This is a genomic window from Rhodococcus sp. NPDC059179, from assembly GCF_042754885.1.
Lineage (GTDB): Bacteria > Actinomycetota > Actinomycetes > Mycobacteriales > Mycobacteriaceae > Rhodococcus_G.
Window position 1 is genome coordinate 636167 of record NZ_JBHZBV010000002.1, and the last position, 12163, is coordinate 648329.

Annotated in this window: 14 protein-coding genes; 5 read left to right on the top strand and 9 right to left on the bottom strand. The window is 68.6% G+C overall.

The window, feature by feature from the left end; genetic code table 11:
- Positions 1–120: 120 nt before the first annotated feature.
- From ACFXMV_RS07965 to ACFXMV_RS07975, 3 genes are read left to right on the top strand one after another with little or no spacing between them, the layout of a single operon-like run.
- Positions 121–729 (top strand): biotin transporter BioY, encoded by a 609-nt coding sequence (locus ACFXMV_RS07965; protein ID WP_378501283.1) that lies wholly within the window; start codon positions 121–123, stop codon positions 727–729.
- A 7-nt stretch (positions 730–736) separates the two neighbouring features.
- A complete protein-coding gene (locus ACFXMV_RS07970) occupies positions 737–1417 on the top strand; it encodes an energy-coupling factor ABC transporter ATP-binding protein (protein ID WP_378501282.1) in 681 nt (226 codons plus the stop codon).
- The gene (locus ACFXMV_RS07975) at positions 1414–2019 is read left to right on the top strand and encodes an energy-coupling factor transporter transmembrane component T family protein (RefSeq protein WP_378501281.1); all 606 of its coding nucleotides are present in this window, start codon (positions 1414–1416) and stop codon (positions 2017–2019) included. The genes ACFXMV_RS07970 and ACFXMV_RS07975 overlap by 4 nt, the downstream gene beginning before the upstream one ends.
- Here the strand turns inward: ACFXMV_RS07975 and ACFXMV_RS07980 are convergent.
- The 5 genes from ACFXMV_RS07980 to pgsA form a co-directional block, all read right to left on the bottom strand.
- Complete coding sequence (locus ACFXMV_RS07980) at positions 2016–2834, bottom strand: hypothetical protein (RefSeq protein ID WP_378613105.1); 819 nt, start codon at positions 2832–2834, stop codon at positions 2016–2018. The genes ACFXMV_RS07975 and ACFXMV_RS07980 overlap by 4 nt on opposite strands.
- A 22-nt stretch (positions 2835–2856) precedes the next feature.
- A complete protein-coding gene (locus ACFXMV_RS07985) occupies positions 2857–3681 on the bottom strand; it encodes a PspA/IM30 family protein (protein WP_378502845.1) in 825 nt (274 codons plus the stop codon).
- A 151-nt stretch (positions 3682–3832) separates the two neighbouring features.
- Positions 3833–4210, bottom strand: coding sequence for a helix-turn-helix domain-containing protein (locus ACFXMV_RS07990; RefSeq protein WP_378501834.1), 378 nt, complete (start codon positions 4208–4210; stop codon positions 3833–3835).
- Positions 4211–4301: 91 nt separating this feature from the next.
- Positions 4302–4802 carry a CinA family protein gene (locus ACFXMV_RS07995; RefSeq protein ID WP_378501835.1) on the bottom strand — a complete coding sequence of 167 codons (501 nt, stop codon included), beginning with the start codon at positions 4800–4802 and terminating at the stop codon, positions 4302–4304.
- A complete protein-coding gene (gene pgsA, locus ACFXMV_RS08000; protein ID WP_378501838.1) occupies positions 4799–5404 on the bottom strand; it encodes a CDP-diacylglycerol--glycerol-3-phosphate 3-phosphatidyltransferase in 606 nt (201 codons plus the stop codon). Before pgsA ends, ACFXMV_RS07995 begins: the two co-directional genes overlap by 4 nt.
- A 183-nt stretch (positions 5405–5587) precedes the next feature.
- Here pgsA and ACFXMV_RS08005 point away from each other — a divergent pair, with 183 nt between their 5' ends.
- Entirely contained in the window at positions 5588–6112 is a 525-nt protein-coding gene (locus ACFXMV_RS08005; protein WP_378501836.1) for an amino-acid N-acetyltransferase, read from the top strand.
- Positions 6113–6143: 31 nt separating this feature from the next.
- On the top strand, positions 6144–6425 hold the full coding sequence (locus ACFXMV_RS08010) for a YciI family protein (protein ID WP_378501837.1): 282 nt from the start codon (positions 6144–6146) through the stop codon (positions 6423–6425).
- Positions 6426–6428: 3 nt separating this feature from the next.
- Here the strand turns inward: ACFXMV_RS08010 and ACFXMV_RS08015 are convergent, their stop codons facing one another.
- From ACFXMV_RS08015 to ACFXMV_RS08030, 4 genes are all read right to left on the bottom strand, one after another.
- Positions 6429–7412, bottom strand: coding sequence for a TerC family protein (locus ACFXMV_RS08015; protein ID WP_378502846.1), 984 nt, complete (start codon positions 7410–7412; stop codon positions 6429–6431).
- Between the two features lie 237 nt (positions 7413–7649).
- The gene (locus ACFXMV_RS08020) at positions 7650–8633 is read right to left on the bottom strand and encodes a TerC family protein (RefSeq protein WP_378502847.1); all 984 of its coding nucleotides are present in this window, start codon (positions 8631–8633) and stop codon (positions 7650–7652) included.
- 193 nt (positions 8634–8826) lie between these two features.
- Positions 8827–11445, bottom strand: coding sequence for a DNA translocase FtsK (locus ACFXMV_RS08025; protein WP_378502848.1), 2619 nt, complete (start codon positions 11443–11445; stop codon positions 8827–8829).
- 61 nt (positions 11446–11506) lie between these two features.
- Complete coding sequence (locus ACFXMV_RS08030; protein WP_378501586.1) at positions 11507–12130, bottom strand: TIGR03085 family metal-binding protein; 624 nt, start codon at positions 12128–12130, stop codon at positions 11507–11509.
- Positions 12131–12163 lie beyond the last annotated feature (33 nt).

A 12163-nucleotide genomic window follows, 5' to 3' on the forward strand; every position in this document is an offset into this window, starting at 1 on the left:
CTGACACGCCCCGGCGACAAAAGCACCAGCTCAGAGGCAAGATCAGGGAAAGATCAGGGTGATCCCTGAGGAGGTAGGCTCACCGGGTTGTCCCCGAACTCGCAAGGAGCTCGACCGCTCGTGTCTACACGTACCGCGGGTGCCCCCCGCACCACTGCCCGCGATCTCGCCCAGATCGCGGTGTTCGCCGCGCTGATCATCGCGCTCGGGCTCCCCGGCACGATCACCATCGGCTCGTCCGGCGTCCCGATCACGCTGCAGACGCTCGGCGTGATGGTGGCGGGCGCGCTCCTCGGCCCCCGCAAGGGCGTCCTGACGGTACTCACCGTGATCGCGCTCGGCCTGGCCCTGCCCGTGCTCGCAGGCGGCCGCACCTCGCTCACCTCCCTCTCCAGCGTCACCGGTGGGTTCCTGATCGGCTGGATCCCCGCCGTCGCGCTGATCGGCTGGCTCACCGTCAAGATGCTGCCCCGCTACAACGTCTTCGCCGGCATCGTCATCAACGCGCTCGGCGGGATCGTGGTGATCTACGCCTTCGGTATCGCGGGCATGATGCTCCGCACCGACCTCACCTTGTGGGCCGCGCTGAGCGCCAACGGCACCTTCGTGCCCGGCGATCTCGTCAAGGCCGTCGTGGCCGCGGTCGTCGCCGCCCAGGTGCACCGTGCCTACCCGGCATTGCTCACCGGCGCGGCGCCGGCGCGCACGCCTGCCGCCGATCCCGCCTGACCATCCGATGCCCGAGATCCGCTTCGAGTCCGTCGCGCATCACTACGGTGAGCGCGCGGTCCTCGCCGACGTCGAACTCACGCTGACCGAGGCGCGGATCGGGATCGTCGGCGCGAACGGCAGCGGCAAGTCCACCCTGGCCCGGATGATCAACGGACTGGTGACACCCAGTAGCGGGCGGGTCACGGTGGACGGTCTCGACACCGCGCGCGAGGGCCGCAAGGTGCGCCGAAAGGTCGGCTTCGTGTTCACCGACCCGGACCACCAGATCATCATGCCGACGGTCGCGGAGGACATCGCGTTCTCGTTGCGCCGCAGCCCGCTTCCCGCCGCGGAACGCGATGACCGCGTCGCGACGGTGCTCGAGACGTTCGGCCTGGCCGGGCACGCCGAGCATCCCACGCATCTGCTCTCCGGCGGCCAGAAGCAGCTGCTGGCCCTCGCGGCGATCATGGTGACCGATCCCGAACTGATCGTCGCCGACGAGCCGACCACGCTGCTCGACCTGCGTAACACCCGACTGGTGGCCGCCACCATCGCCGCGCTCCGGCAGCAGGTGATCGCGGTGACCCACCAGCTCGACCTGCTCGCCGACTTCGATCGGGTGCTGGTGATCGATTCGGGTCGGGTCGTCGCCGACGGCGCCCCTGGCGAGGCGATCGGTTTCTACCGGCGACTGGTCCAGTGACCACGCTCGGCATCTACCACCCGGGGACGTCGCTGCTGCATCGTGCGCCCGCAGGCGCCAAGCTCGCCGGGCTCGTCGTCGCGCTCATCGCGCTGACTGTCGCGGTCCGGGCGCCCTGGCAGCTGATCCCGGCCGCGCTGCTCGTCGCCGCGGGATTCGTGCTGGCGCGGATCCCACCGCGGCTCGCGCTCGGGCAGCTGCGTCCGGCCTTGTGGATGCTGCTCTTCATCGGCGCGTTTCAGGTGATCTTCACGGGTTGGCGACGCGCACTGGTGGTGTGCGGGGTGCTGTTGCTGTCCCTGGCGCTCGCCGCGCTGATCACGCTCACCACCAAGGTCATGGACATGCTGGACTCCCTTCAGCGAATCCTGGCCCCGCTGCGGCGGTTCGGCGTCAACCCGGATCGGGTGGGGCTTGTCCTCGCCATGACCCTCCGGTGCATCCCCCTGCTCAGCGGCCTGGTGTCGGACGTGACGGAGGCGAGAAAGGCCAGGGGCCTGGGGTTTTCGCTGCGGGCCCTCGCCGTCCCTGTCGTGGTGGGGGCGCTGCGAACCGCCGACGCCATGGGCGAGGCGCTGGCCGCGCGCGGAGTCGACGACTAAACCGAGTGCCTGCGCCTGATCGACGCGATCTCTTCGAGCGCGGACGCCCAGCCCTCGAGTCGGTCCGACGCCGAAAGCATCTCGGACCGCTGCCTTTCGAGACTGCCGAGCGAATCGGCCGCGGCGGGCACGGTCATCGTCGCCACCGATGCGAGCAGTTCCTCGTACTGCTCCACCCCCGCCGACAGTCGAGCCGCGGTCACATCGATCGTGTCCCCCAGCCGCAGCCCCGCGGCGGTCGATCCCGCCCGCTCCATCGCGACCACGTCGTCGGCAACGGCGTGCAGCGCCGCGGCTGCCGCCGCGGCGGTCTCGCCGATCTGCTCGATGTCCTCCTCCGGCACCACCGCGGACCTGGTGAGCACCCCGAGCAACTGATGCAGGCTCGTCTGCGCACCCAGCAGCCGGGCGACCGGCTCGCGTGCCGCCGAACCGACCGGCGGGAGTACCCGGCGGGCAGGCCTCGGGGAAGGCAACGGAATCCGGCCCAGCCTCCGATAGGTTCGCCACGCCGCGACGGTCGGAACCGCGAACAGCGCCGCCGCGCCTCCGCCCGCGATCAGCGACCATTCCGGCGCCGACGCCGCGACCAGCCCGACCGTCCCCACCGCGGAGACACCCGAGACCGTGCCGTACCGCATCCGGCGCCGGTTCGCCCGGCGTCGCCTGCGCAGCAGCTTCTCCCGGGGATCGGACCATTTCCGCACGGCAGACGCCACCGATCCGCCCACGCTGCGGGCCACCTCGGTGGCGGCGAAAAAAGAAGCGGCCGACCGGGAATCACTTCCCGGTCGGCCGCGCCTCGAACTCGTCATCTCACACTCATCGAACCGCGCACTACTGCGCGGCAGGTCCCGCGGCATCCGGCTTCGCCGCCGGGGCGGCCGGGGTGGCGGGCGCGGCCGCCGGGGCCGCCGTGCCGCCGGTGGGCAGCGCGTCGCCCTTCATCGAGGCCCGGATCTGCTCCAGCCGGCTGTGCCCTGCCAACTGGACGCTGGCCTGCTGGACCTCCATCATGCGACCCTGCACCGAGTTCTGCGCCAGCTCGGCCGATCCGAGCGCATCGGCGTAGCGGCGCTCGATCTTGTCGCGGACCTCGTCCAGGTTCGGGGTGTTGCCGGGCGCGGAAAGCGTGCTGTCCATGGAGCGCAGCGAGTCGCTGACCTTCTCCTGCATCTTGGCCTGCTCGAGCTGGCTGAGCAGCTTGGTCCGCTCAGCGACCTTGGCCTGCAGGGCCATCGCGTTCTGCTCGACGGCCTTCTTGGCCTGGGTGGCTGCCTGCAGCGACTGGTCGTGCAGCGCCTTGAGGTCCTCGACGCCCTGCTCCGCGGTGACGAGCTGCGCGGCGAACGCCTCGGCGGCGTTGGTGTACTGGGTGGCCTTCTCGACGTCACCAGCTGTGGCGGCCTGATCCGCGAGCGTGACGGCCTGGCGGGCATTGGCGTTGAGCTTCTCCACCTCGTCGAGCTGGCGGTTAAGCTTCATCTCCAACTGGCGCTGGTTGCCGATCACCGACGCGGCCTGCTGGGAGAGCGCCTGGTGCTGGCGCTGCGCGTCCTCGATCGCCTGCTGAATCTGAACCTTGGGGTCGGCCTTCTCGTCGATCTTCGCATTGAAGAGCGCCATCAGGTACTTCCATGCCTTGACGAACGGATTAGCCATGGGTTGATCCTGCCTCCATATGATGCGCCGCGATACGCGACCCGATGCGCGACCGTCACGCACCGGAACAAGGGCACTGCCCTACCTGCTGGTCGAATCTATCGGTTCGGACGGCCGCTGACATCCCTGCCACGGCCCAATTGTCGAAAACTTACGCGGCAGCGAGCGCCGTGGCGTTCGGCGCGGGGATGACCATCCGGGTGTCCTCGGCGATCCGTGGCGACCCGCCCGCCGCGGCGGGGCTCGCGTTGGTGGGGGCGACCTTCGCATCGGCGGGGGCGCCACGACTGACGGAACCGTCCGACAGCGACTCGCTGACGTCGTACAGGACCTCGGACAGGGGCACGTCAAGGGCATCGCAGATTGCCGCCAGCAGCTCGCTGGAGGCCTCCTTGCGCCCGCGTTCCACCTCGGAGAGGTAGCCGAGGCTCACCCGCGCGGTGCCCGAGACCTCACGCAGGGTTCGGCTCTGCGAGACCCTCGCACGCCGCAGACTGTCACCGATTGCTTCACGCAACAGCACCGCCATGTGGCTCCTCCTTCATCTCCGCCCAACAGCTTGTTCAACGCCCGGGGGTTCCGAAATGGTTCCCGGCGGCCGCGACTCGAGCAGACCGAGCCTATCCCGCCGCCGCTGCCCGCATGCGAACAAGGAGTGCCGACACGGCAGATCGGACGGCGCCGCTGCGAATCGCCCACCGATCGCCGCCCAGTTCGAGCCGCTCCACCGAGACACCGTCCGGGCCCGCGATTCCGAGGTACACCGTCCCGACCCGGCACCCGTCCTGCGGGTCAGGGCCCGCGACCCCCGTCAGCGCCACTCCCCAGTCGGCGCCGCACCGCAGGGCCGCGCCCACCGCCAGGGCCCTGGCCGTGCTCGGCGCCACCGGACCGTCAGACTCCAACACCAGGGGATCGACGCCGGCGAGGCCGGACTTCAGATCGGTCGCGTAGACAACGAGTCCGCCGCGCAGCACCACGCTCGCTCCCGGAATCCCGGCGATCGTGGCGGCGAGCAGTCCCGCGGTCAGCGACTCGGCCGTGGCAACAGTCTGGCCCCGCGCGGTGAGGACGGACACCAGCTCCGCCGCCTCGGTCCCCGCGACCAGCGGGTCGGTCATTGCCCGGGTTCGTGCGGGTGCACGCCCGCCCGGAGCCGGATCGCCTGGACCACGTAGTCCAGGCCGGTGACGACCGTCAGGAAGACCGCCAGGCCCATCACGATCGCGCTCGCGGTCGCCCAGCCGGCGGGCAGCGGCAGCAGGTACATCCCGATCGCGAGGGACTGCACAAGGGTCTTGAGCTTGCCGCCGCGCCCGGCGGGGATCACCCCGTGTCGAAGGACCGCGAACCGCATCAGGGTGATCCCGAGCTCGCGGACCGCGATGATCGCGGTCACCCACCAGCTGAGGTCGCCGAGCACCGACAGCCCGACCAGCGCGGCACCGATGAGGGCCTTGTCCGCGATCGGATCGGCGAGCTTGCCGAAGTCGGTGACCAGTCCGTACTTGCGGGCGAGCTGGCCGTCGATCCGGTCGGTGATCGCGGCGACCGCGAACACGATCGTCGCGATGATCCGCCAGAAGGTCGAATGCCCGTCGTCGACGAACAGCGTGACCAGGAATACCGGGACCAGGACGATGCGGAGCACCGTCAGGATGTTGGCGATGTTGACGACGGGCACGGGCTTGTCGTGCGCCACCCCGTCCCGCACCGGCGCCATCTCAGGCCCCGCGTCCGGATGTCCGCCGGACGCCGTCGCGTCGTGCGAATGCGCGGTCACCGGGACCCCACCCGAACGGCGAACGACGCCACCCCGACAGAGGGGGCGTCGTCACGGGGAAAGTCGAGTCGGACCGGCACACGGCTAAGAATATCGGTTCCATCCATGACTACTCTGCACCACATGACCTCTGGGCCCACGACCTCCGATCCGGACACGCCGACTGTCCGCCGTGCGCGAACCTCGGACGTACCGCAGATCAAGCGCCTGATCGACATCTACGCGGGCCGAATTCTGCTCGAGAAGAACCTGGTGACCCTCTACGAGGCCGTGCAGGAGTTCTGGATCGTCGAGCTCGCGGGCGAGGTAATCGGTTGTGGCGCACTGCATGTCCTGTGGGCTGACCTCGGCGAGGTGCGGACGGTCGCGGTCGATCCGAAGGTCAAGGGCCGCGGCGTGGGGCACCTCGTCGTCGCACACCTGATCCAGGTCGCGCGCGAGCTCGAACTCGGGCGGGTGTTCGTACTCACCTTCGAGGTCGACTTCTTCGGCAAGCACGGATTCGTCGAGATCGAGGGCACCCCGGTGACGGCGGAGGTGTACGGCGAGATGTGCCGTTCCTACGACACCGGCGTGGCCGAATTCCTCGACCTGAGCTACGTGAAGCCGAACACCCTCGGCAACACCCGAATGCTCCTCACCCTGTAGAACTTCTCACCACTTCCGAAAGCGAGCACCGATGCCCATCATCGCCGTCGAGTACACCTACAGCGCGGCCACCGCCGCCGCAAGGGACGAGGTTCGGCCCGACCACCGCGGGTGGCTCTCCGATCTCGTCGATCGCGGCGTCGTCCTGAGCACCGGACCGTTCGCGGACGGCAGCGGCGCACTGATCCTGGTGATGGCCGACGACGTCGCGGCCGCGCGCTCCCTCTTCACGAACGACCCGTTCGCGAAGGCCGAGCTGGTCGACGCCGCGCGCTTCACCGAATGGGTTCCGGTGATGGGCGCCTTCGCCTGACAGTCAGGACTTGGCGGCGGCGTTCCGGGTCTTGAGCAGGCTCGCCACCGTGGTCACCACCAGTACGGCAAGGATCACCAGCAGCGAGAGTCCCGTGGAGATCTCGGGCACGTCGACGTGCTCGCCGCCGTTGATGAACGGCAAGGTGTTCTCGTGCAGCGCGTGCAGCACCAGCTTCACGCCGATGAACGCGAGGATGATCGACAACCCGTAGGACAGGTACACCAGCCGCTCGAGCAGCCCACCGATCAGGAAGAACAGCTGACGCAGGCCCATCAGGGCGAAGGCGTTCGCGGTGAACACGATGTACGGCTCCTCGGTGAGTCCGTAGATCGCGGGGATCGAGTCGAGCGCGAAGAGGATGTCGGCGAACCCGATCGCGACCAGCGCCAGCATCAGCGGCGTCACCAGGCGCTTGCCGTCGATCTTGGTGATCAACTTGTCGCCGTCGAACTGCTCGGTGGTGGGCAGGAAACGCTTCGCGCGGTTGATGATCTTGTTCTCGCGCGCGACCTCTCTCTCCTCCTCGTGCCCAGCCTCCTTGATCAGCCGGTACGCGGTGTAGACGAGGAAGATGCCGAACAGGTAGAAGACCCAGCTGTAGGCGTTGATCGCCGCGGCGCCGACCGCGATGAAGGCGCCGCGCATGACGAGCGCCATCACGATGCCGATGAGCAGCACCTTCTGCTGGTACCGACGCGGGATCGCGAAGGTCGACATGATGATCACGAAGACGAACAGGTTGTCGACGGACAGCGCCTTCTCGGTGATGTATCCGGCGTAGTACTCGCCGCCGTAGGTACCTCCCCAGGCCCAGATCACCACCAGCCCAAAGGCGATCGCGATCCCGATGTAGACGGCAGACCAGGACGCGGACTCACTCAGGGTGGGTTCGTGGGGAGTGCGCACATGCGCATAGAAGTCGAAAACGAACAGCCCGAGGATCACCGCGCAGGTGACGATCCAGACAATTGGCGTTACGTACATCAGCCGATGACCTCCGGTTGCCTAGCAGGGCACCGGAGGTCTCTCCCGCCGGCCCAGAAGCCGACCGGCAACCCCAGACCGGACATGACGCCGTTCGTGCTGACGAGGCTGCCACAGGATCAGGGGATACTCCCCTCCATAGCATCCCCATTCAACCACGACCGCACTGCGGGGGACGAGGTCCCGAGTGAGCCGTGAGGGCTGTCGCCTCCACGGCTCACTCGCGAAACTAGGTCGTCAGGACTCGGCCGCGGTCTTACGGGTCTTGAGCAGGCTCGCCACCGTCGTTACCACCAGCACGCCGAGGATCACCAGCAGCGAGACTCCCGTGGAGATCTCGGGCACGGCCACGTGCTCGCCGCCGTTGATGAACGGCAAGGTGTTCTCGTGCAGCGCGTGCAGCACCAGCTTCACGCCGATGAACGCGAGGATGATCGACAACCCGTAGGACAGGTACACCAGCCGCTCGAGCAGCCCACCGATCAGGAAGTACAGCTGACGCAGACCCATCAGCGCGAAGGCATTGGCGGTGAACACGATGTACGCCTCATTGGTGAGGCCGTAGATCGCGGGGATGGAGTCGAGCGCGAAGAGGATGTCGGTGAACCCGATCGCGACCAGTGCGAGCAGTAGCGGCGTCACCAGTCGCTTGCCGTTGACGCGGGTGGTCAGCCGGTCGCCGTCGAACTCCTCGGTGGTGGGCAGGAACCGCTTGGCGAGCGCGATGATCTTGCTGTCGCGTTCCTCTTCGATCTCGGCCTCGTGCCCGGCCTCCTTGACCAGCTTGATCGCCGTGTAGACCAGGAAGATGCCGAACAGGTAGAACACCCAGCTGTACGCGTTGATCGCCGCGGCACCGACCGCAATGAAGGCGCCGCGCATAACGAGGGCCATCACGATGCCGATCAGCAGCACCTTCTGCTGGTACTGACGCGGGATCGCAAAGGTCGACATGATGATCACGAAGACGAACAGGTTGTCGACGGACAGCGCCTTCTCGGTGACGTATCCGGCGAAGTACTCGCCGCCATAGGTGCCGCCCCAGACCCAGACCACGATGAGGCCGAAGACGATGGCCAATCCGATGTAGACGGCCGACCAGAAGGCGGATTCGCGGAAGGTGGGCTCGTGCGGGGTCCGCACGTGCGCGAAGAAGTCGAATACGAAGAGTCCGAGGATCACCACGATGGTGACCGCCCAGATCAGCGGTGAGACGTGCATCAGCCAGCGACCTCCGGTTGCCGATAGTTAGGGCACCGGAGGTCTCTCCCGCCGACGTCACCGTCGACCGGCAACCCCGGAGCGGCAGCGGTGCCGTTCGTGTTGACGAGGTTGCCACAGGAACGGGGATACTCCCCTCCAAGGCTCACCTATTCAACCACAGGACCGGGTGCCCCGATTCCCGCGCGAAGGTTCACTCGTCGGCGTCGGCGCCTTCCGGGTCCCCACCACGGATCGACCAGAGCAGCCCGTCGAGCTCGTCCGGCTTGATCAGCACGTCGCGGGCCTTGGAGCCCTCGCTCGGGCCTACCACTCCCCTGGTCTCCATCAGGTCCATCAGGCGCCCCGCCTTGGCGAAGCCGACCCGGAGCTTGCGCTGCAGCATGGAGGTGGAGCCGAACTGGCTCGTGACCACCAGCTCGACCGCCTGCAGCAGCACGTCCATGTCGTCGCCGATGTCGGGGTCGACGTCCTTCTTCTCCGCCGCCTTCGATGCCGTGACGCCCTCGGTGTACTCGGGCTCGGCCTGGTTCTTGGAGAAGTCGACGATCGCGGAGATCTCTTCGTCGGTGATGAAGGCGCCCTGCAGGCGCGTCGGCTTGCCCGCGCCCATCGGCAGGAACAACGCGTCGCCCATACCGATCAGCTTCTCCGCGCCCGGCTGGTCGAGGATGACCCGCGAGTCGGTGAGCGAGGAGGTCGCGAACGCCAGCCGCGAGGGCACGTTGGTCTTGATCAGGCCGGTGACCACGTCCACCGACGGGCGCTGGGTGGCCAACACGAGGTGGATGCCTGCGGCACGCGCCTTCTGGGTGATCCGGACGATCGCCTCCTCCACGTCCCTCGGCGCGGTCATCATCAGGTCCGCCAGCTCGTCGACGATCGCGAGGATGTACGGGTACGGCCGGTACACGCGCTCGCTGCCGAGCGGCGCCGTGATCTCGCCGGACCGGACCTTCTTGTTGAAGTCGTCGACGTGCCGGACCTTGTTGGCCTGCATGTCCTGGTACCGCTGCTCCATCTCCTCGACCAGCCAGGCCAGGGCCGCCGCGGCCTTCTTCGGCTGGGTGATGATCGGGGTGATCAGGTGCGGGATGCCCTCGTACGGCGTCAGCTCCACCATCTTCGGGTCGATCAGGATCATCCGCACCTCGTCCGGGGTGGCCCGGGCGAGCAGCGAGACCAACATCGAGTTCACGAAGCTGGACTTACCGGAACCGGTCGAGCCCGCCACCAACAGGTGCGGCATCTTCGCGAGGTTGGCGCTGACGAAGTTGCCCTCGATGTCCTTGCCGAGGCCGATCACCAACGGGTGGTGATCCTTTCGGGTCGACGGCGCCGAGAGCACATCCGCCAGCCGCACCATCTCGCGGTCCGAGTTCGGTACCTCGATGCCCACCGCGGACTTGCCGGGGATCGGCGCCAGCAGTCGGACGTTATCGGTCGCGACCGCGTACGCGATGTTGCGGGCCAGGGCGGTGATCTTCTCGACCTTGACGCCGGGTCCGAGCTCCACCTCGTACCGGGTGACCGTCGGGCCGCGGGTGAAGCCGGTGACCGCGGCGTCGATCTTGAACTGCTCGAGCACCTCGGTGATGGCCTCGATCATGGAGTCGTTGGCCGAGCTGCGCGTCTTCGGCGGATCGCCGTCGATCAGCAGCGAGGTCGGCGGCAGCGTGTAGTCGCCCTCGATGACGCGGTCCGGGATCAGCATCGCGGGCGTCGCGTCGTCGGACTCGGCCGGGGCGGGCGTCGCCTTCGGCTTCGGTCGCGGGCGCGCCGCGGGCACCGGCGGGGCAGGCGGCGCCGCGATGACCTCGGTGACCGCCTCCGCCGATGTCTCCTCGACCGGATAGTTGGCGGCAGGCCCGACCCGATCGTCCACCGGGTACCCGTCGGCGTCGAACAGCGTCGGGTCGAAGTCCGCGGGATCGTGAGCCGACCGACGCGATCGGCGCGCGGGCCGCAGGTTTCGCAGGTCCTCGAGGTCGTCGTGGCCCGCGTCGTCGTGTTCGTAGTCGTAGCCGTCGCCCGGCTCGTACGGCTCGTACTCGTCGCCGTGACCGTGCACGCCGAACAGCGTCCGCAGGCGCCCTGGCACCTCCCTGACGGTGGTGCCGGTGACCAACAGCACCCCGAACCCCATCGCGAGGATCAGCAGCGGAATGGAGAGCCACATCGTGAGACCGTCGGTCAGCGGACCACCGACGACGTACCCGATGAACCCGGCAGCCCCTGCGCGTCCGTCGGCATCGACCGGCGCCCCGTTGATGACGTGCCACAGGCCAAGGGCGGGCAACCCGATGAGCAGCGAACCGAGGATCAGCCGCGGGCGCACCTCCGGGTGTGGTTCCGAACGCATCAGCACCACCGCGATCGCCCCGGCGAGCACCGGCAGGACCGCGCCCGCACCGCCGAACAGCGCCCGCACCCCGGTCTCGAGCCACTCCCCGACCGGACCACCGGCGGCGAACCACATCGCCGCGGCGACGATCACGCTGGCCGCGACGAGGCCGAGCGCGATCCCGTCCCGACGGTGACCGGGCTCGATGTCGGCGGCCTTGCCGACCGTCCTGGTCGTCGCCCCGACGCCGCGCGCCACCATCGACCAGCCACGGCCCACTCCCCTGCCAACGGCCTTGAGGGGACTCGTCGGCGGCTTGGCCGGCTTGCGCCTGGCCGCCTGCGCGTTGGTTCGCGGCGCCGTCGGCTTGCGCGGGGTGGTCACCGTCTTGGTCGTCCGACCACCAGACCGCGCCTTCGAACTTCCGGGCGCGCTCTTGGTAGTTCGGGTCCCGGTCTTACCTGCCATGCACGTGAGGTTAGTCGCTGAGGCACCATCAGGACCATCCGCAACACCCGCAACAGGGGTCCTAGATGCCGCGATCGAGCGCCAGCAGACCCTGGACGGCCTGCTCAGGCCCGTGCGTCTCCAGTCGAACCGCGTCGCGCCCGAAGGCGTGCAACGCGAGCTCCGCGGGATCGCCGACCAGCACCACGGTCTCGCCGCCGGTGGCGCGGACCGTCGCACGCTCGCCGTCCGGACGCTCCAGCACCACAGTGCACGACGCCTTTCGGTAGGCCCGCCCGCCCATCCGCCGGGCCAGCGCCCACAGCGGGCCCTGCCACGCCGGATCGAGTTCCCGGGGCTGCCAGTCCGCGCCGCCGCGGCGCACGTCCTCGTGGTGCACGAACATCTCGGCGAGGTTGAGCTGCTCGTCGAACGGCCGCATCGGCGACCACGCAGGCGGACCGGTCCGGATCTGCTCGAGCAGGTCCTCGAACGACCCGCGGGCGATCGACGCCTGCACCCGTTCCGTGTACCCGGCCAGGGCGGAGATCATGATGCCCGCGGCCGCGTCGGGTCGTCGTTCGCGCAGCACCAGGTGCGCGGCCAGGTCCCGGACGGTCCACTGACCGCACAGCGTCGGCGCGTCGGGCCCGAACTCCGCCATCGTGACCACCAGCGCAAGGCGTTCGTCGTGGGCAAGTCTCATGCCCGTCACGGTACTGCCGCTCGGGCAGCAGTA